Source organism: Xenorhabdus sp. PB62.4, from assembly GCF_014467285.1.
GTDB lineage: Bacteria > Pseudomonadota > Gammaproteobacteria > Enterobacterales > Enterobacteriaceae > Xenorhabdus.
Genome location: NZ_NKHR01000025.1, coordinates 24,307 through 43,316 on the forward strand (window position 1 = coordinate 24,307; position 19,010 = coordinate 43,316).

Here is a 19,010-nt window from a genome sequence, read left to right on the forward strand (position 1 = left end):
ATAATCAACTCAGATAAAAGAGAAGGAATGATATGCTTTTGCCGATAAAGAGAAGGCTTTTTTGTTTATGCAGATAATGGTAAATTAGCGGTCTTTACCAGTCACGATAAAGCAGCAATCATATATGTATGGGATTGTGCATAACCCAAAATATATAATTGACAATTCCTGTATAAAAAACAATAGGTTAATCTAAATGTGTTATTCTCTGGTACGGAAGGCATTGTTCCAGCTTGATCCTGAACAAGCACATGAACTTACTTTCCGTCAGCTCAAGCGCGTCACCTGTACTCCTTTCGAATTTCTTATCCGCCAATCAGTTGCTACTAAGCCCGTTACTTGTATGGGGCTGTCGTTCAAAAATCCATTAGGTCTTGCCGCTGGTCTTGATAAAAATGGTGATTGCATTGATTCCTTTGGTGCAATGGGTTTTGGTTTTGTTGAAATTGGCACGGTGACTCCACGCCCACAAGCGGGAAATGATAAGCCAAGATTATTTCGTGTAGTTGAAGCAGAAGGGATCATCAACCGGATGGGGTTTAATAACCTTGGTGTGGATAATCTGGTTGAGAATGTTAAACGAGCAAAATACGACGGGATTATCGGGATCAATATTGGCAAAAATAAAGATACACCAGTAGAGAATGGAAAAGATGATTATTTAATTTGCATGGATAAGGTTTATCCGCATGCAGGTTATATCACTATCAATATTTCTTCTCCCAATACCCCCGGCCTGAGAACCTTGCAATATGGGGAAGCGCTGGACGATCTCTTATCTGCGATTAAAAATAAGCAAGGAGAGCTTCAACAGAAGTTCCAAAAATATGTGCCTGTTGCTGTAAAAATTTCTCCAGATCTTTCAGAAGAGGAATTAATTAAAATCGCTGATAGTTTAATGCGTCATCAGATTGATGGTGTTATTGCAACTAATACGACATTGGATAGAAAGATTATTGAAGGATTGAACCACTGTCAGCAAGCGGGCGGATTAAGCGGTCGTCCTGTTCAATTACGCAGTACAGAGATTATTCGACGCCTTGCTCAAGAATTAAAAGGTGAAATACCGATTATTGGTGTTGGTGGAATTGATTCGCTTGTTGCTGCCAGAGAGAAAATGGAAGCGGGTGCTTCGTTGATTCAAATATATTCTGGTTTTATCTATAAAGGGCCAAAACTCATCAAAGATATAGTTAACCATATCTGAATATTTGCCGCAATTCGGGGTTGGGGGTTTATTTCTGCCCCCAACTCGTCTATATTTTGTCTAACAGCTTAAATCTTTATTATTTCTTTTAATTTTTCATTTCAGTAGTGATGTTTATTTTTAACCAAAAAAGCTATTGTGAGTATAAAGGGTAATCAATGAAAATTAGACCTGATGATCAGTGGCGCTGGTATTTCGATCATGAACATAGTCGTGTCATGCTCGATCTTGCTAATGGCATGGTTTTTCGTTCTCATTTCCCTGCCAAAATGTTGACCGACTATGCAATGACAATGAAAGAAATGTCTTTCTCTGTCGACGATGCTGCGCTTTATTATGCTTTCGAAGAACATTCGCGCCATATTAATATTGCCCCAGCGCTCAGAGCTGAACTGGCCCTGAATGGGGTGGTCGCATTCCGCTTTATGAAACCACAAATGCCCAGAAGCTGGCATTTCTCCCATTTTTCTTTAGTGGAAAAACCTGAACATGGTGAAATTGTTCAACTTCGTTTACAGGACAGTGACACTGAAGCACTCTTTATGGTGGTGGAAGTGGGTGACAATGCTAGTTTATGTTTATTAGCACAGCAAAAATTGGAATTGAATGATCGTGTGATGAGTTTTTGTGATGCTATTAAGGTAATGAACGATCGCTTGCTACCTTATATTGAATCAACTCAGGTGTCGGTATATGACAGGGCGATTTAATTTCATTCAGTTGTTGAATGTATAACTCAATTAATTATACCTTATCAGGTATATTTATAACGTCATTTACTTGAATGAATTTGCTTCCAGAAAATTTTCCCATCTGAAGTTTTAAAATAAAAATATAATTAAAATTAGCAAGATAGGGATAAAAAATCAGACAGATGATTTTATTCATACTGCCTGATTCAGATATTATCACTATATATTATTAATGATTAGTTTAATTCAATCACTAAATCACTTTTGGGAATACAACTACATGCCAGAATTTTTCCATTGTCTTTGATGGATGTTGATTTTAATGGCTGTACATCCCCTTCAAGCAGGGATAGCTTACAGGAACCACAAATACCGGCACGACATGAATAAGGAACTCTGATACCTTGGTTTTCGAGCTGCTCTAGAATTATTTGTTGATTGTTTCCAATAAAACGCTGCCCATTGAATTCAATAGAAATAGATTGCTCAGCAATTTTCTGTATATTTAAATCATTCGCTTGCTCACCGCCGCCATATTCACGCGGCGTTTTCTTTTCTAAAATGGTGACACAATCGCCGACGCGAATAATGCCACTATTACGGGCAATAGCATTCTGCCCAAAATCGACAGCTCCATTTTCTTTGGCAGTTCTAAAAGACTGTAATGTCGCTAGTGGCTCGCCTTTAGGATTTTTACGACCTTTTTCAGGGCTGACCGTTGTCAAAATACAACGGCTGCACGGCTTGGGAAGGTCGAAAATGACATCGCCAATTTGGATGACTTTCCAGCTATCTTCTTCAAAGGGCGCAGCACCTGTGACAATCATATTGGCACGAAACTGCTCTATTTTAATACTTGCGGGACAGCGTTGTTGTAAAGCGTGAAAAGAGGCTTCATTGATAATTAAATAGGGGTAACCATCCGCGAATGATAAAGAAATATCCGGGAATTTCTTGACCCTGCGGGTGAGTTCCTCACTTAGCCAGCGGAGTTGCACAGGGGTATCAAAAAAACCACTTAACCAAGTGTTGATCAGATCTGGGGCAACTAAAGCAGTAAAATGAGTCCCCCAAACTTCGGTAGGTAAATGCTCTTCTTTAAAATCAGTATAAAGTACAGTTGAACTTTCTCCGTTTGGTGCCTGTAGATAAAGACCGTTATGGAGCATCGTTGGCGTAAACAGCAACAGTTGTGGATATTGGCGGCCAGTAATAAAAGTACCGTCTGTTGTGGTTATCATAAAGTTGCGATCAAACGTAAGGCCACTTTCATTGACGAGGGAATGTGAAAGTTGCAATCCACGCATAGACTTGACGGGATAAGTATAGAGGCGCGACAAAGTTATCATCCATTATCTCCAGAGCATTTTTATTTTTTTATCGAATAAGCAACTTTATGACATGTCGTCGGTATTGGCTATAATGTGCCACAATTTTTTGTATTGAACTTTTGTGGTGATTAATAAAATGAACTCTCTCTTTGCCAGCACGGCACGTGGACTGGAAGAACTGTTAAAAAACGAACTGGAAATGCTGGGAGCGCAATCCTGCAAGATTGCCCAAGGCGGGGTTCATTTTCAGGGTGATGATCGGGTGATGTATAAAAGCTTGCTGTGGAGCAGGCTGGCATCTCGCATCATGATGCCGCTTAATGAGTTCAAGGTTTATAGTGACTTAGATCTGTACCTTGGTGTCCAATCCATTGATTGGAGTGAAATTTTCTCGGTCGATAGCACGTTTTCCGTGCATTTCAGCGGCACGAATGAAGAAATCAGAAATACACAATATGGCGCATTGAAAGTCAAAGATGCCATTGTTGACAGTTTTGTACGTAAAATAAAGCAGCGTCCTGATGTTGCAAAACAACAACCTGATGTCCGTGTCCATGTCTTCCTGAATAAAGAAAAAGCGACGGTTTCACTTGACCTAAGTGGAGACAGTTTGCATATCCGTGGTTATCGTGATCTGGCAGGGCAAGCGCCACTGAAAGAAAACCTTGCGGCAGCAATTATTTTGCGTTCTGGCTGGAATGTAGGAACGCCAATGATTGATCCAATGTGTGGTTCAGGCACATTGTTAATAGAAGCCGCTATGATGGCGGCAGATTGTGCACCAGGTTTGCATCGCAAATATTGGGGATTCACTTCATGGCTGAAATTCGATGAAACTATCTGGCGTGAAGTGACCACAGAAGCACAAGTACGTTTCCGTAAAGGATTACAGGAAACCACTTCCCGCTTTTTCGGAACAGATATTGATCGCCGTGTGATGGATATGGCTCGTTCAAATGCACGTAGGGCAGGAGTATCCCAACTGATCCAGTTCCAGCAGGGTGATGCCAGCAAGCTGGAAAATCCATTACCGGAAGGGGTTACGGGAACGATACTGAGCAACCCGCCTTATGGTGAACGCCTTGAAAGTGAGCCTGCGTTGATTGCACTGCATAGTGTATTTGGCCGCGTAATGAAAAGCCGCTTCCCCGGCTGGCGCTTATCACTATTCAGCGCCTCGCCGGAACTGTTGAGCTGCTTGCAATTACGTGCAGAACGAGAGTTCAAGGCGAAAAATGGCCCGCTGGATTGTATCCAGAAGAATTATCAATTGTCAGATAAACCACAATCTTTGGATGTTAGTATTGCTGAGGATTACGCAAACCGTTTGCGTAAAAATGAGAAAAAACTCAGTAAATGGGCCAAACAGCAAGGGATTGATTGCTATCGGTTATATGATGCCGACTTACCGGAATACAATGTTGCAGTTGATCGCTATGCGGATAAAGTCATTGTTCAAGAATATGCACCCCCGAAATCTGTGGATGCAAATAAAGCGCGCCAACGTTTATTTGATGTCATCAGTGCAACAATGAATGTGCTTGGCCTGTCATCCAGCCAGCTAATCCTGAAAACTCGTCAACGTCAGAAAGGCAATAGCCAATATGAAAAAATGGCTGAAAAGAAAGAGTTCTTTTTGGTTAATGAATATGGGGCAAAATTCTGGGTTAACTTGACCGATTATCTGGATACGGGCTTATTCCTTGATCACCGCATTGCCCGCCAAAAATTAGGGGAAATAAGCCAGGGTAAAGATTTTCTCAATTTATTTGCTTATACCGGTTCGGCGACGGTTCACGCAGGATTGGGTGGAGCTCGCTCGACAACCACCGTAGATATGTCCCGTACTTATCTTGAATGGGCAGAGAAAAATTTACAGGCAAATGGCTTAACTGGACGTCAGCATCGTTTAATTCAGGCTGATTGTCTGGGATGGTTGGCACAAACGCGTGAACAATTCGATTTGATCTTTATTGATCCTCCAACATTCTCCAACTCCAAACGAATGGAAGACACTTTTGATGTACAGCGTGATCACATCGCATTAATGAAGCAATTAAAACGCCTGTTACGTCGTGGTGGGACTTTGATGTTTTCTAATAATAAACGGGGATTCAAAATGGATTTTGCCGAATTGGAGAAATTAGGGTTGGTTGCAGACGAAATAACAGAAAAAACATTATCTCAGGATTTTGCCCGTAACCGCCAGATTCATAATTGCTGGTTACTACGCCACGCTGGCGAGGAAAAATAATATTATGTCATTGATTAGTTTATCCGGTGCTTGGTTGTCTTTTAGTGATGCACCGTTGTTGGATAATGCTGAACTGCATATAGAAGAAAATGAAAGAGTGTGTCTGGTCGGGCGTAATGGTGCGGGAAAATCGACACTGTTACGCGTGCTGGCGAAAGAGCAGCCTTTGGATGACGGACTGGTTATTTATGAGCAGGATTTGATTGTTGCCCGCTTACAGCAAGACCCGCCCCGTGATGTAGAAGGCACGGTATTTGATTTTGTTGCCGAAGGGGTAAAAGAGCAGGCTGAATATATTAAAGCATTCCACCATGCTTCACGCTTGGTGGAAACCGATCCGAGTGAAAAGAATCTCAATCGCCTTGCAGAATTACAGGAAGTGCTGGATATTCAGGGCCTTTGGTCACTGGATAGCCGGATTAGTGATGTATTGAAACAATTGTCCTTACCCGCAGACGCGAAATTATCTTCACTGTCCGGTGGTTGGTTGCGTAAGGCTGCATTGGGCAGGGCGCTGGTTTGTTCGCCAAGAGTGTTATTTTTGGATGAACCGACCAACCACCTTGATATTGACACGATCGAATGGTTGGAAAATTTCCTGAAAGATTTCAACGGAAGTCTTGTTTTCATTTCCCATGATCGGTCATTCATTCGCAACATGGCGACACGCATTATCGATCTGGATCGTGGAAAATTGACATCATGGCCAGGAAACTACGATAAGTACCTTGAAGGCAAAGAAGAGGCATTGCGGGTTGAAGAATTACAAAATGCCGAATTTGACAAAAAACTGGCGCAGGAAGAAGTTTGGATCCGTCAGGGAATTAAAGCACGGCGTACCCGTAATGAAGGCCGCGTAAGAGCATTGAAAGCGTTGCGTGTAGAGCGCTCTGAACGTCGCAATGTTATGGGCGCGGCGAAAATGCAGGTCGAAGAAGCGACACGTTCCGGTAAGATCGTGTTTGAAATGGAAAATGTAAATTACCAGATTGGTGATAAAACATTAGTTAAAAATTTCTCGGCTCAGGTTCAACGTGGCGACAAGATTGCGTTAGTGGGGCCAAACGGCTGCGGTAAAACAACACTATTGAAACTGATGCTGGGCGATTTATCGGCAGACAGTGGGCGCATTCATTGCGGTACAAAACTTGAAGTCGCTTACTTTGATCAGCATCGTGCGGCGTTGGACCCTGATAAAACCGTCATGGATAACCTTGCTGAAGGTAAACAGGAAGTGATGGTTAACGGGCGCTCCCGCCATGTACTGGGCTATTTACAGGATTTCCTTTTCCATCCCAAACGAGCCATGACGCCGGTGCGAGCACTTTCTGGTGGTGAACGCAATCGTCTGTTGCTGGCACGTCTCTTCCTGAAACCAAGCAACTTACTGATTCTTGATGAACCGACCAATGACCTTGATGTTGAAACATTGGAACTACTCGAAGAACTGGTTGATGGTTATACCGGAACAGTGATTCTGGTGAGCCATGATCGTCAATTTGTTGATAACTCAGTCACTGAATGCTGGATTTTTGAAGGTGACGGTGAAATCAACAATTATGTGGGAGGTTATTACGATGCTCAACAACAACGAGAGCAGAGTATTTCCTTGCGCCAGATCGCAGAGAAAAAGGTCAGTGTTGAAACTAAGGTTGTAAAACCGAAAGATACCTCGAAAAAGACCAATAATAAGATAAGCTACCATTTACGGCGTGAGTTAGAACAACTACCATCATTATTGGAAAAGTTAGAAGAAGAAATAGAGAAACTGCAATCTCAGGTCAGTGATGCTGAATTCTTCAACCAATCACACGAAATTACCCAAAATGTTCTGAATGAATTGGCAAATAAAGAACAGGAATTGGAAAAAGCTTTTGATCGTTGGCAGGAATTAGAAATGATGAAAAATGGATGATAGCTGCTGCATAAAAAAACCATGTAGGCTTTGCTAAAGGAGAAATGCTTTGTGTTCCAATAACCATCAGTATGACAAGCTGGTTCTTTGTCCCCAGTGTGACATGCTGGTGGCTGTGCCTGATTTGGAACAAGGAAAAAAGGCTGTTTGCCCTCGATGTAGTACTTTGCTGACAGCAAAGTGGAAAGAGCCACGCAATCAGCCAACAGGTTATGCAATAAGTGCATTAATGATGCTCTTTCTTGCATGCCTGTTTCCTTTTGTCAGCATGAGTGTCGCGGGGATTGTCAGTGAGATCACACTGACTCAGATCCCCAAAGTAATGTATAGTGAAGACTATTCAAGCATGGCCGTGTTTTTCCTGATCTTTGTTCAGCTTGTGCCGGCATTCTGCATGGTTGCCATTATTCTCTTATGCCAACACGTCAGGATGGCGCGCCGTTTGAAAATTGAACTGGCACGCATCCTGTTTAAGATGAAAACATGGTGCATGGCAGAAATTTTCCTTGCGGGAGTACTGGTGAGCTTTGTTAAGCTCATGGCATATGGTGAAGTTAATATCGGTTTGAGTTTCCTGCCTTATTGCCTTTTTTGCCTGTTTCAGGTCAGGGCTTTTCAATGCCTTGACAGGCATTGGTTTTGGAATGAAATAGAACCAGCTCCTGCAATTTGCCAACCTTTACAGGCTGGGAAACCTGGCCTGGTGCAAGGGGTCAGGCTGTGTCAATGTTGTACCGCTATTTTGCCTGCCCAGCAATCCGAATGCCCGCGTTGCCACACAAAGGGGCATGCCCGTCGCCACCATAGCCTTCAGTACACAATGGCGTTACTGATTACATCAGTCATACTTTATATTCCGGCGAATGTTCTGCCAATCATGGTGACTCAGGCATTGGGGAGCCACATCAACTCCAACATTCTGGAAGGGATTATTTTACTTTGGAGTTCGGGTTCTTACCCTGTTGCGTTAGTCATTTTTATTGCCAGCATCATGGTGCCCTTATTGAAAATGCTGGCCATTAGTTGGTTATGTTGGGATGCAAAGAGCCAAAGTAGCCATGATTCTGAAACAATGCATTTTATTTATGAAATGGTGGAGTTTGTTGGTCGTTGGTCCATGATTGATGTATTCGTTATTGCCGTATTATCGGCGCTGGTTCGCATGGGACAGCTAATGAGTATTTATCCTGCTACAGGGGCAGTGCTGTTTGCTCTGGTTGTTATCCTGACGATGTTTGCGTCAATGACATTCGATCCACGTTTAACTTGGGATAAAGCCAATAGTAAATTTGCTTTACATGACAATGAGGAGTCGTAAGGTGACGGATAAAGAAGAAGATCTGGCTCAGGCCAGGATCAGCAAACTCAAGAGTTGGTCACCTGTATGGATAGTACCAATTATCACTGTGCTTATCGGTGCTTGGATATTGTTTTACCATTTCAGCCATCAAGGGCCTGAAGTGATCTTGATTACATCTAACGCAGAAGGCATAGAGGCGGGAAAAACGAAAATTAAAAGCCGCAGCGTGGACGTTGGTATCGTTGAAAAAGTTTCACTAAGCGATAATTTGGGGCAGGTGATCATTAAGGCTCGCTTGAATGATGGCATGGAGCGGCTTTTACACAAAGATACTGCATTTTGGGTTGTAAAACCTCAGATTGGGCGTGAAGGTGTTTCTGGCCTGAGTACATTGCTGTCAGGCGTATTTATTGAATTACAACCTGGTACACAAGGCGGTGAGGAAAAAAAATTCTCACTGCTTGATTCACCGCCACTTGCTTCCCCTGATGCAAAAGGGATTCGTATTATACTGACAAGTGAAAAAGCGGGGCGGCTCTCTCCCGGTGATCCGGTGTTATTTAGGGGTTATCGTGTAGGCTCAGTTGAAGCTGGTACTTTTGATCCGGCATCTCGGTTAGTTCGCTACCAAATTTTCGTTAATGCACCTTATGACGGTTTATTGACAACCAATGTCAGGTTTTGGAAAGACAGTGGCGTAGCGTTTGATATGTCATCACAAGGTATACGGGTTGACGTTGCCTCATTATCAACTCTGCTTGGCGGTGGTGTCAGTTTTGATGTACCGACGGGTTGGGGATTGGGCAACCCTGTCAAAGAAAAAGAAGTCTTTAAACTTTATGACAATGAGAAAAATATCCAAAACTCACTTTATACAGAGCATAAGGGCTTTTTGTTATTTTTCTCTGACTCAGTGCGTGGATTACAGTCGGGAGCGCCTGTTGAGTTTCGTGGTATCCGGGTGGGAACAGTAGTAAAAGTTCCTTTTTATACCGAGAGTATTAAACAGCGTGTCGATAGTGATTTTCGAATTCCTGTATTGATTCATATAGAGCCGGGACGTTTCAAGAAAGAGCTAGGAGATGGATTCGATACAGACAAGGAACTGAAAGAAATTATTGAACGAGGTTTGAGAGCTTCCTTGAAATCGGGCAATTTATTGACAGGAGCGCTGTTTATTGACCTGAATTTTTATCCTGATGAAAAAGTCTGGGAAAATCCACATAAAGTCGCTGGTTATGACGTTCTGCCTACAGTAAGTGGCGGCTTGGCACAAATTCAACAAAAAGTCATTACGGCGCTGGATAAGATCAATAATATGCCGATTGAATCGGTATTTATTCAGGCAACGCGAACACTCGCAGAAAGCCAGAAGACTATTAAAACTGCGCAAAAAACAATGGATGAATTAAACCGCATTCTTGCGAGTAAAGAAGCTCAGGGGCTTCCTAAAGATATCCAAAATACGTTGCATGAGTTAAATCGTAGTATGCAGGGCATTCAGCCTGGCTCTCCGGCTTATAACAAGTTGGTTGACAATATGCAGCGGCTGGATCAAGTAATGCGTGAATTGCAGCCTGTCTTGAAGACACTGAATAATAAGAGCAATGCGTTGGTATTTGAAGCGGAAGCGATAAAAGATCCTGAACCTAAAAAGGCACCTAAGTAATGAAAAAATTGATTCCAAAATTGGCATTTTTTATCTCCGTCAGTGTTTTTGTTATTGGAAGTCTGTTTATTTCAGGATGCAGCGGCAGTCAGCCACAAAAAACGTATTACCAACTGCCCGTTTTAGCTGATTCATCATCGGAAAAGCCAGCCTCTTCGGGAAACTTAGCATCACAGGAGAGTAAGTTGGGAGCTAAACATGAACGGCAACTATGGATAAAAGACGTTAATCTTTCTGACTACCTTGCTGCACCCGGAATTGCGTATCAAACCGGAGAGGTTAGCTATATCAACGCATCAAATCATTTGTGGGCCAGCCCATTACAACAGCAGTTAAAGCACATTCTGATTTCTGAATTGAGTGCGGCATTCCCACATCGTTTGGTTTCTGGACAAGAACTGGAAAAAGATGCAGATGCGTTAGATATCACAATAACTGCTTTTCATGGGCGATATGATGGGCGGGTATTGATTGAGGGATACTGGATATTGTCTAACCCGGATAATGTAACCAAACGACCATTTAATCTCGAATTGAAACAGGAAAAAGATGGTTATTCTGAATTAGTTCTTACATTAGCAAAAGGCTACAACCAGTTGACTAAATCCATTGCCAGGCAGATAGCCTCTCAACGTTAACTGAGTAGTGCAAATATTTTATTATGATAATTTATGAATATCTTTCTATTCATTTTATATAAAGGTATCACTAGAACCAATTGAATAAAAACGATCGGCGTTTCATCTTCATGGTAACAAATGAGGAAATAAGGCATGAAAAGACAAAAAAGAGACCGTTTAGCAAGAGCGCTTTCCAGAGGCTATCAGGCTGGCATTTTGGGACGACCGCGGGAGAATTGTCCTTATCATTCATTGGATGCTCGTTCGTATTGGTTGGGGGGATGGCGTCAGGCGAAAGAAGATCGCGTTTGATGGCAAATAAATCTATTGGTATTAAATGAGAAATGCACCTCCGCAATGGCGGAGGTGTTCAGCATCGGAGAAAAAAGTTAGTCACCAAAGCGGGATCATTAAAAGGCGCTGGTATCTTTAAACAAGCCTACTTTCAAATCAGTCGCAGTATAAATCAGTTTACCATCTACCAAGACTTCACCATCAGCCAGACCCATAATTAACTTGCGGTTAATGACTCGCTTGAAATTAATGCGATAAGTCACTTTTTTTGCTGTCGGTAATATCTGCCCTGTGAATTTCACTTCTCCCACACCAAGCGCTCGGCCTTTACCTTCTCCGCCGATCCAGCCCAGAAAAAAGCCAACAAGCTGCCACATTGCATCAAGACCAAGGCAGCCCGGCATCACGGGATCATTGACAAAATGGCAGTCGAAAAACCATAACTCAGGGTTGATATCGAACTCAGCCTCGACATACCCTTTATCATAGATACCACCGTTTTCTGTCATTTTCGTGATGCGATCCATCATCAACATATTGCCAGAAGGCAGTGGTGGTCCATTCTCACCAAACAATTTACCTTGTCCAGAGGCTTGAAGTTCTTCTTTTGTGTAGGATTCTTGTTGTTTAAACATATTCTCAGATAGCCTTACTAATCATGTAGGGCTAGAGAATAGCGTACACTTGTACGCCGAACAACTCCGATCAGCTAATGGCAGTATTAACCTAACCAACGTAGAAACCAGGGTAACCGAGGTCGCTCTTGATTATTAGCTTGTGCGATACGTTCATATATCATAGCTAACAAGTGTTCTTTTTGTGGATCGTAATAAGGAATACCCGTTAGTAGCGATGCGGCCTCAGAGACGTGCTCTACAGCCCAGATATGAAACTGCCCATTTTTTACCGCATTAACGACATCCTGACTTAGACACAAGTGTTGCACATTGGCTGTTGGAATAATAACGCCTTGAGAACCGGTGAGTTCACGGTAGTGACATATGCGGAAAAATCCTTCAATTTTCTCATTGACTCCACCAATTGGTTGTACGTGACCAAATTGGTCTACCGCACCTGTAACCGCAATTTGCTGATCGATAGGCTGTTGTGACAACGCACTGATTAGGGCACATAATTCCGCCAGTGATGCGCTGTCACCATCTACTTCGCCGTAGGATTGCTCGAATACAATGGAAGCAGAGAATGGTTGTGGTTGATCCAACTTCAACTCAGAAATTAAGTAAGCTTGCATAATCATCATGCCTTTTGCATGAATATTGCCACCTAATTCTACTTTACGTTCCACATCAATAAATTCACCATCCCCTAAGTGAGCAACGCAACTGATACGGGAGGGTTCTCCTATTGGGTCAGGATGCCCTGGATATTCGAGTACTGAAAGCCCATTAATTTGGCCGATAACTGAACCCTGTGTGCGAATCAAAACTTGGCCTTTCAGCATTTCATCCATACAGCGTTCGGATAAATAACCATGGCGCCAAGTACGATTCTCTTCTGCCTGTTGCAGGGAACGTTCGGTGATCTGGTTCTCTTGCTGGTAGCTGGCTGCTGATTCCAATTTTTGTTGCAACCACTGAATGTCCAGAGGCAGACAGAGTTGATCTTCGGTATAGCGGGTCGCTTGTTTGATCAGTTCAGGCCAGGCATCGGCACTCAGTGGAGGCAGTTCCTGTTGTTGAATAACACCATTAACATGACGGCACCACACTGCCAGATCATCTTCTTCGTGAAAGAGGATATCCGGCTCAAATTCACCGTACAATGCGCTGTTTGCCAGTTCGGGTTCAATGGATTGTAGTTCTTCAAGACTTAACCTGTCTCCCACTAAAACCAGGCGCAGATTCAACTCCATTGATGGTACAGGGAAGGGAAGGGAGCGGTTTTCATCTTGTGACAGCCAGTCAAAGCGGCGTTGGGTAATCATCTGTTTGAGACGAACCCACATTAATGGCTGAGAAAGCAGAGTCCGAAGAGGCAAAACCAGAATACCACCATTGACTTGATGGATAAGCCCGGGCTGCAATTGAATCACACCTTGATGCGTATAGATATTGCCAAATAATTGCTCTGCTTCAATCCACTCACGATAAGCAACTCGCTCAGTCGGAGCAAACATACCTTCCCCGGACGCATGCCAAGTAATGGTTTGGTGTTCTATTTGATAATAGCCACCAATACTTGGACGATCTTTCGGTAGTAAAGAGGAAATCGTATGAGATAAAAGAGACAGATAAGCATCACTCTCTTCAGCCTTTAGCAGCATAAAAGGTTGGCGCAGATTAGCCTGACAAAAAAGAGTTAACCCACTGTGTAGTCTGGGTTGAACCTCATCCATTGTGATGGGGGACAGTTCAGCGACAGAATTAAAGAGTGCTTGATAAGGCGCATTGTTTGGCTGTAATGCTTGCCAGTCTAATTTTATATTCGTCAAAGTGGTAGCTACATATAGTGAAAAGGGAAACATTTATTATACAAGATTAGACAATGAACCAACATGCCAGAATCTTAAAAGAAACGACATTTGAGCCAACACATTTTGCTTGTAAAATATGCCAATATCTTGTGTTGCTATGAGCAATTCAAAGAAATAATTGCTATGCTTAATTTAAGTTACGCTGTCACTGAGAGATGAAATGAAATATCAACAATTGGAAAATCTGGAATGTGGCTGGAAATGGGCATATTTGGCAAAAAAACACCGTGAAGGCGAACAGATTACTAAATATATTGAAAAAAGTGCAGCGCAGGATGCGGTCAATGAATTGATGAAACTGGAACGTGAACCCATTAAGGTGTTGGAATGGATCTCGCTGCACATGAATTCGGATTTATCTAACCGGATGAAACAAACAATTCGGGCACGGCGTAAACGCCATTTTAATGCAGAACACCAGCATTCACGCAAAAAATCCATCGATCTGGACTTCCATGTTTGGCAGCGACTTTCTGCTCTCTCTCGACGTCGGGGCAATACTTTATCGGAAACGATAATACAGTTGCTGGAAGATGCTGAATATAGAGAAAAATATACGCACCAGATGTCGAGTTTGAAGCAGGATTTAGAAGCTATATTGAGAAAATAGTCTCAACTTACTCACAAACTCAATCTACGCACAGAAAAGAAAATATGGGCAGAAAAAACAAAACCCCATCTGAAATAGGGTTTTGTTGATCAATCTATCAGAACAAGATTACTGTGCTACTTTTGGTTGAGTAACAACTTCTTTAGTGCCCTGAATATTGATAATTACACGGCGATCTGGAGCCAGACAGTCGATAAGTTTAGCGCGAACTTTGATGTTGTCACAGGTAGAGCCAGTGACAGGGCTTTCCTTACCGCGGCCTTCTGCCTGAATGCTGTTTGCTGGGATGCCTTTAGCAACCAGATAATCTACAACAGATTGAGCGCGTTTTTGGGACAATGGCAGGTTGTAATTCTGGCTACCGATGCGGTCAGTGTAACCCATTACTACAACGTTCCCCTGATTCGGGTCGATTTTAGCCAGTTGGTTGTAGAGGTTATCCAGCTCTTGTTTACCTTCTTCTTTCAGCGTTGATTTGTTGAAGTTGAACAGAACGTCAGAGCGCAGAGTAAAGCTCTTGTTTTCAACAATGGGTGCTGGAACGACCGGAGCCGGAGCTGCTGGTGCAACAACCGGAGCGACAGCTTCATCTTGACCGAAGCGGTAAGAAATGCCAACGCTCAGCAGGCCGTTATCTGGACGAGCACCAACGGTGGTTGCATCACCGATGTTATTGGTCCACTGGTAATCCAGACGGGTTGCCAGGTTTTTGGTCAATGCGTATTCAACACCAATCGCAGCCAAAGGAGAAACACCCGTATCATGGTCTTTCTTATTTACTTGTTTAGGAGATGCAGCATTGGCGTTGTAAGTTGCAGAAGAGTCTGCACGCCATACCATACCACCCAGGCGTGTATAGACGTCAAGATTGTCCATCACTGGGTAGCTCAATTTTGTTGTCAGTTGAACACCCTGAGCGCGGAAAGCACCGTTATTAACGCTGCCTTTATAACCCATGCGACCTAACCAATCATAACCCAGCTCAAAGCCCAGATATGGATTTGCCTGATAACCGACATAGGCACCTGCGCCTAGTTGACTTTTGCGAGTTGGGCCGTTGCCAATTCGATTATCATAGTCATTACCATAGAAATTTACATCATGGTATTGAGACCAGCCCAGCTTAGCACCGGTATACCAAGTATTATCCTTTGGAGCTGCTTGAGCAGCAGTTGCGAAAGCTGCCACTGCCACTGCTACTGCGATAGCTGTCTTTTTCATTTTACGCCTCGTTATCATCCAAATAGGCAATTGGCCTTAAAAGCCTTATTATTAGCCATTGGTTAAAATGTTCGATTAGGTAACTGTGCTCCTGTCAGGAGATATTTCCTGAAATATAAGAGTGGTAAGCACAAACCTAAACTGTGTAAAGTCTACAACGAACTTAAAAAGTTACAAGTACACTGTGACTAGTGGCACAAAATTTTTAATTAGCGTTATACAAATAAAAAATATTTCTGACAAATATTTACAATATTGACCATATCAATATGTTGATTTTTATTGTAAAGGAAGCTGATTATCAATTAGTAGCTTATTTTTTATAAAAAATATTGGGATAATTCCTAAATTTTGTTAGTGATAGTAAATAGAGTGAATATGTAACCTATTTGATGATGAAACTAATTGATGAGTTAAGTTTTGTGGCCGCATAATAAAACCGAGCGCGGTGCCTCTTTGCGCTGCCAATTGTAATCTGTTCACTTCATATTCAGACAAGTCAGGCAACCAACCCAATACAATGCTGTAATTACCGCTTGCTAAAGCCTTTTCCATGGCACTGATTGAAGCAATGGGACGGATCTGGTTTAGTTGGACGACTTTATTTAAAGGAAGCCCAGAGCTTATCAACCATTGGCGGCTTAACCTCTTGTTGGGCGTTACCCAAAGTAACCATCGATTTTCATTTCCGGACTGACGTAATAAAGGAAGCAGAATGTGATTAATCGTTGGTTGGTGCTCGTTGTAGACCAATTCACTGACCATACCTTTTACAGTTGATGAAGCGCATTGGAGTGATTCTATAAAAGACAGTCTTTTCACGGTCATCCCAACCATTTTTTTGTCTGTTTTATGTGCGTTATCTGCCGTGTCAGCAGTTACCGTTTTATGCTCAGTGGGATATCTCCACGATGATTGAATGCCCATAATGTTCCTCGCCATAATGAACTGTATATTTATACAGTATAACGCTATTTGATTAAAAGCAAGTCTCTTTTTTTCAAAGCGCTTCGCAAAAATTCACAGAAATTCGGATTTTTCCGACTTAACGGTTGGCAGTTGGAAACAGATTGCGTATGGTTTTAATTAATTGTTCTTGTTATCTATTTTATTAATAGCAGGCATGGTTAAACATTATGTTGGAATGTGATTCATGGAGTGATAAAAATGTTTTTATCCGAACCGCGTTTTACCCAATTACAATACGGCGTATCTTTATTGGGAAAGCTTAAGAAGAAATCTCAATTTGGTGGCATTGGGTTGTTAATTGACGGTGTTTTATTTGCTATCAGCTCTGAGGGGGAACTTTATCTACGAGGAAGTAGCCGTGCTGAAGTGTTATTTCAGGCTAGGGGCATGGAAAAATTTATTTATTCAAAAAGGGGGATACCTGTGACCTTGCGGTATTACCGCGTTAATGAATCACTTTGGCAAGATAAAAATCAGTTGTTTGAATATATGCAATTAGCCTACCAATATACTATGGAAGAAATTGTTGATAGGCAGAAAATGCCTCTCAGGCTTAAAGATCTCCCCAATTTAGGGATTGCTTTAGAAAGACAGCTATGGAAAGTGGGCATCTCTAAAGTAGAAGATTTGAAAATGCTGGGAGCCAAAGCAACTTATCTCAAACTACAACAGCACAGGAAAAAAACAAATGTTAGTTTGTTGCTTGCTTTGGCTGGTGCAATAGAGGGATGCCATGTCGCGGTGTTACCGGAGCAATTACGTGATGAATTAATCAGTTGGCACGATGAATGGCTCCACCAAAATTCGGACTATCATTCGTAATGAGAGATATTTGATGGATAGGGGCAATGCCCCTATTTTTCAGTAATAGATAGTTTTTCTGTCATAGCTCGAATTGTATGACTTAATATAACCGGGCTTCGTTCAAAATCACCCAATGAATTATTTAAGTACTCAAGAAAAATTAATTGCAAATTGATCGCTATAACCTTCCAATAACGTATTTAGCTCATACTCCATGGTATCTTGAGTCCAGGTGATAAAACGTCGCCAGTGATATTTGGCTTGTTTCCAGACGATTTCAATCAGGTTCAGCTCTGGGCTGTAGGCGGGAAGATAGAGGCATTTAACTATATACAAGGTCAATATGATAAAAATATGACTGAAATGAAAAAATAGTTAATATAAATAATATCTTACGCATTGATAGTCAATAGATACCTACTTAATTTGTACTAAAATATTAGGAGTAGGTATGTCAGAAAGAAAATATAAGAATCCACAGGTTAATCTACGCCTGCCTGTTGAACTAAGAGATAAGGTAACTAAGCTCGCAGAGGTCAATGGCAGATCATCTAATCAAGAGATGGTAGCTGCTATTGAGGCTTGGGTGAGTAAAAATGAAGTTAACTTAGATGTTAGTGTTACAGATGTCACTAATAGAGTGACAGTTTTGGAAAAAGAAATAGGACTGACAAAGAATTGCTTAAATAAAGACCTAGTTGCTCAACTTTGCGGTGCTGATTGGTTAACATAAGGCAAAGTAACTAAATGAGGGTTTGGGATGAAGAAGTTAATTGTTGGATTGTTGGCAGTTGTGGTGCTGAATGGGTGTGCCGGTCAATCTAAGGAAAAAGAACCGCTACCTAAAGTAACTGTAGAAAATCAGCGCTGCTCTAGCGATTCTGAATGTAGCGCCATGTGGGGTAATGTGCCAAACTAGAGTTAATCACAAGAGTGCGTGTTGACACGGTATCTAACATTTATATCTCAACGTATTCTCCATCTGGTGATAGGTTTTTAGGTGGCTCAGCTAAATTAGTTGCAATAAACGATAAGGAAAAAGAGATTCAACCATCATTTAATTGCCTTCGCCACATGGATGATTACAGTTGTCAAAAATTAACTATATTAGCCACTAATGCTTTTAATGAAGGTATGAAAGGGATTAAAAAATTATATAGTGATCATAGAAAATGACCAGCTATTTTCAGAATCTTCATTTAATTTAAGTTGGCCACAAATGACCTTGCAATACAGATCACAAATCATGCCTCTGGAGTGAGGCTTTTGATATTTCTTTGCTAACATCCTTAAGGAAAATTGGACGTTGTTGAGGATGGTTATGAAATCCAAATCTCTGGGTCTAGACCCATTATATTGGCAGGCTGTTGACTTTGTGATTAGAAAAGACTACGCATCAATAGAAGAAATACAAAGAGAATTAGATATTGAATGGCAAAGAGCAAACAGGTTAATCAATGAGTTGGAGCTGACTGGGGTTATATCAGGCAGTGATTATGATGGTAAGTTAATAAGATAAATTATCTGCATTACTGTTATAATCAATAACCCGATAACCCGATTTTCCACCTGTTCTTATGAAATCGAAGATAACACTTTCTGAGCCTGAACGAATTACATTGCAACAACT

The 19,010-nt window shown here is 41.8% G+C and carries 20 protein-coding genes; 14 read left to right on the forward strand and 6 right to left on the reverse strand.

Annotated elements, in window-relative coordinates; all coding sequences use genetic code 11:
* The first annotated feature begins 196 nt into the window (after positions 1–196).
* Positions 197–1,207 carry a quinone-dependent dihydroorotate dehydrogenase gene (gene pyrD / locus Xenpb_RS16245; RefSeq protein ID WP_187655274.1) on the forward strand — a complete coding sequence of 337 codons (1,011 nt, stop codon included), beginning with the start codon at positions 197–199 and terminating at the stop codon, positions 1,205–1,207.
* 158 nt (positions 1,208–1,365) lie between these two features.
* A complete protein-coding gene (locus Xenpb_RS16250; protein ID WP_187655275.1) occupies positions 1,366–1,917 on the forward strand; it encodes a cell division protein ZapC in 552 nt (183 codons plus the stop codon).
* A 218-nt stretch (positions 1,918–2,135) separates the two neighbouring features.
* On the opposite strand, the gene Xenpb_RS16255 is transcribed toward Xenpb_RS16250, so the two are convergent.
* The gene (locus tag Xenpb_RS16255; protein WP_187655276.1) at positions 2,136–3,248 is read right to left on the reverse strand and encodes a YcbX family protein; all 1,113 of its coding nucleotides are present in this window, start codon (positions 3,246–3,248) and stop codon (positions 2,136–2,138) included.
* A 118-nt stretch (positions 3,249–3,366) separates the two neighbouring features.
* Between Xenpb_RS16255 and rlmKL the strand changes: the two genes are divergently transcribed.
* The 6 genes from rlmKL (at position 3,367) to rmf (ending at position 11,300) form a co-directional block, all read left to right on the forward strand.
* On the forward strand, positions 3,367–5,484 hold the full coding sequence (gene rlmKL / locus Xenpb_RS16260) for a bifunctional 23S rRNA (guanine(2069)-N(7))-methyltransferase RlmK/23S rRNA (guanine(2445)-N(2))-methyltransferase RlmL (protein WP_187655277.1): 2,118 nt from the start codon (positions 3,367–3,369) through the stop codon (positions 5,482–5,484).
* 4 nt (positions 5,485–5,488) lie between these two features.
* Complete coding sequence (locus tag Xenpb_RS16265) at positions 5,489–7,399, forward strand: ABC transporter ATP-binding protein (RefSeq protein WP_187655278.1); 1,911 nt, start codon at positions 5,489–5,491, stop codon at positions 7,397–7,399.
* Positions 7,400–7,448: 49 nt separating this feature from the next.
* Entirely contained in the window at positions 7,449–8,717 is a 1,269-nt protein-coding gene (gene pqiA, locus Xenpb_RS16270) for a membrane integrity-associated transporter subunit PqiA (protein WP_187655279.1), read from the forward strand.
* On the forward strand, positions 8,704–10,368 hold the full coding sequence (pqiB, locus tag Xenpb_RS16275) for an intermembrane transport protein PqiB (RefSeq protein ID WP_187655280.1): 1,665 nt from the start codon (positions 8,704–8,706) through the stop codon (positions 10,366–10,368). Before pqiA ends, pqiB begins: the two co-directional genes overlap by 14 nt.
* 32 nt (positions 10,369–10,400) lie before the next feature.
* Positions 10,401–11,006 carry a membrane integrity-associated transporter subunit PqiC gene (gene pqiC, locus Xenpb_RS16280; RefSeq protein ID WP_187655292.1) on the forward strand — a complete coding sequence of 202 codons (606 nt, stop codon included), beginning with the start codon at positions 10,401–10,403 and terminating at the stop codon, positions 11,004–11,006.
* Positions 11,007–11,141: 135 nt separating this feature from the next.
* On the forward strand, positions 11,142–11,300 hold the full coding sequence (rmf, locus tag Xenpb_RS16285; protein WP_099114301.1) for a ribosome modulation factor: 159 nt from the start codon (positions 11,142–11,144) through the stop codon (positions 11,298–11,300).
* 98 nt (positions 11,301–11,398) lie between these two features.
* Here rmf and fabA read toward each other — a convergent pair whose 3' ends face one another.
* Positions 11,399–11,917: a bifunctional 3-hydroxydecanoyl-ACP dehydratase/trans-2-decenoyl-ACP isomerase gene (gene fabA, locus Xenpb_RS16290; RefSeq protein ID WP_099114300.1), complete on the reverse strand. Its 519-nt coding sequence runs from the start codon at positions 11,915–11,917 to the stop codon at positions 11,399–11,401.
* An 86-nt stretch (positions 11,918–12,003) separates the two neighbouring features.
* Complete coding sequence (locus Xenpb_RS16295) at positions 12,004–13,734, reverse strand: Lon protease family protein (protein ID WP_187655281.1); 1,731 nt, start codon at positions 13,732–13,734, stop codon at positions 12,004–12,006.
* A 202-nt stretch (positions 13,735–13,936) separates the two neighbouring features.
* Here Xenpb_RS16295 and matP point away from each other — a divergent pair, with 202 nt between their 5' ends.
* On the forward strand, positions 13,937–14,386 hold the full coding sequence (gene matP, locus Xenpb_RS16300; protein WP_187655282.1) for a macrodomain Ter protein MatP: 450 nt from the start codon (positions 13,937–13,939) through the stop codon (positions 14,384–14,386).
* A gap of 108 nt (positions 14,387–14,494) precedes the next feature.
* Here the strand turns inward: matP and ompA are convergent, their stop codons facing one another.
* Together ompA and sulA are read right to left on the reverse strand one after the other, a co-directional pair.
* On the reverse strand, positions 14,495–15,607 hold the full coding sequence (gene ompA, locus Xenpb_RS16305) for a porin OmpA (RefSeq protein WP_187655283.1): 1,113 nt from the start codon (positions 15,605–15,607) through the stop codon (positions 14,495–14,497).
* 354 nt (positions 15,608–15,961) lie between these two features.
* Complete coding sequence (sulA, locus tag Xenpb_RS16310) at positions 15,962–16,534, reverse strand: SOS-induced cell division inhibitor SulA (RefSeq protein WP_187655284.1); 573 nt, start codon at positions 16,532–16,534, stop codon at positions 15,962–15,964.
* Between the two features lie 240 nt (positions 16,535–16,774).
* On the opposite strand from sulA, the gene Xenpb_RS16315 reads away from it, so the two are divergent.
* Complete coding sequence (locus Xenpb_RS16315; RefSeq protein WP_187655285.1) at positions 16,775–17,398, forward strand: TfoX/Sxy family DNA transformation protein; 624 nt, start codon at positions 16,775–16,777, stop codon at positions 17,396–17,398.
* A 132-nt stretch (positions 17,399–17,530) separates the two neighbouring features.
* On the opposite strand, the gene Xenpb_RS16320 is transcribed toward Xenpb_RS16315, so the two are convergent.
* The gene (locus Xenpb_RS16320; RefSeq protein ID WP_255523168.1) at positions 17,531–17,716 is read right to left on the reverse strand and encodes a transposase; all 186 of its coding nucleotides are present in this window, start codon (positions 17,714–17,716) and stop codon (positions 17,531–17,533) included.
* Positions 17,717–17,831: 115 nt separating this feature from the next.
* Here Xenpb_RS16320 and Xenpb_RS16325 point away from each other — a divergent pair, with 115 nt between their 5' ends.
* The 4 genes from Xenpb_RS16325 (at position 17,832) to Xenpb_RS16340 (ending at position 18,899) form a co-directional block, all read left to right on the forward strand.
* Positions 17,832–18,113, forward strand: coding sequence for an Arc family DNA-binding protein (locus Xenpb_RS16325; RefSeq protein ID WP_187655286.1), 282 nt, complete (start codon positions 17,832–17,834; stop codon positions 18,111–18,113).
* A gap of 27 nt (positions 18,114–18,140) precedes the next feature.
* Positions 18,141–18,299, forward strand: coding sequence for a hypothetical protein (locus Xenpb_RS16330; RefSeq protein WP_187655287.1), 159 nt, complete (start codon positions 18,141–18,143; stop codon positions 18,297–18,299).
* Between the two features lie 14 nt (positions 18,300–18,313).
* Positions 18,314–18,556, forward strand: a complete 243-nt coding sequence (locus Xenpb_RS16335; RefSeq protein WP_187655288.1) for a hypothetical protein — start codon at positions 18,314–18,316, stop codon at positions 18,554–18,556.
* A gap of 145 nt (positions 18,557–18,701) precedes the next feature.
* Positions 18,702–18,899: a DNA translocase FtsK gene (locus tag Xenpb_RS16340; RefSeq protein ID WP_187655289.1), complete on the forward strand. Its 198-nt coding sequence runs from the start codon at positions 18,702–18,704 to the stop codon at positions 18,897–18,899.
* Positions 18,900–19,010: the final 111 nt, after the last annotated feature.

Bases quoted from the DNA above. Each gene is read 5' to 3' on its own strand.
- fabA (WP_099114300.1), bottom strand. From the start codon at position 11,917: ATGTTTAAACAACAAGAATCCTACACAAAAGAAGAACTTCAAGCCTCT.
- Xenpb_RS16315 (WP_187655285.1), top strand. From the start codon at position 16,775: ATGTTTTTATCCGAACCGCGTTTTACCCAATTACAATACGGCGTATCT.
- Xenpb_RS16340 (WP_187655289.1), top strand. From the start codon at position 18,702: ATGAAATCCAAATCTCTGGGTCTAGACCCATTATATTGGCAGGCTGTT.
- Xenpb_RS16325 (WP_187655286.1), top strand. From the start codon at position 17,832: ATGTCAGAAAGAAAATATAAGAATCCACAGGTTAATCTACGCCTGCCT.
- Xenpb_RS16330 (WP_187655287.1), top strand. From the start codon at position 18,141: ATGAAGAAGTTAATTGTTGGATTGTTGGCAGTTGTGGTGCTGAATGGG.
- sulA (WP_187655284.1), bottom strand. From the start codon at position 16,534: ATGGGCATTCAATCATCGTGGAGATATCCCACTGAGCATAAAACGGTA.
- rlmKL (WP_187655277.1), top strand. From the start codon at position 3,367: ATGAACTCTCTCTTTGCCAGCACGGCACGTGGACTGGAAGAACTGTTA.
- pyrD (WP_187655274.1), top strand. From the start codon at position 197: ATGTGTTATTCTCTGGTACGGAAGGCATTGTTCCAGCTTGATCCTGAA.
- pqiB (WP_187655280.1), top strand. From the start codon at position 8,704: ATGAGGAGTCGTAAGGTGACGGATAAAGAAGAAGATCTGGCTCAGGCC.
- Xenpb_RS16255 (WP_187655276.1), bottom strand. From the start codon at position 3,248: ATGATAACTTTGTCGCGCCTCTATACTTATCCCGTCAAGTCTATGCGT.
- rmf (WP_099114301.1), top strand. From the start codon at position 11,142: ATGAAAAGACAAAAAAGAGACCGTTTAGCAAGAGCGCTTTCCAGAGGC.
- matP (WP_187655282.1), top strand. From the start codon at position 13,937: ATGAAATATCAACAATTGGAAAATCTGGAATGTGGCTGGAAATGGGCA.
- Xenpb_RS16265 (WP_187655278.1), top strand. From the start codon at position 5,489: ATGTCATTGATTAGTTTATCCGGTGCTTGGTTGTCTTTTAGTGATGCA.
- Xenpb_RS16250 (WP_187655275.1), top strand. From the start codon at position 1,366: ATGAAAATTAGACCTGATGATCAGTGGCGCTGGTATTTCGATCATGAA.
- ompA (WP_187655283.1), bottom strand. From the start codon at position 15,607: ATGAAAAAGACAGCTATCGCAGTAGCAGTGGCAGTGGCAGCTTTCGCA.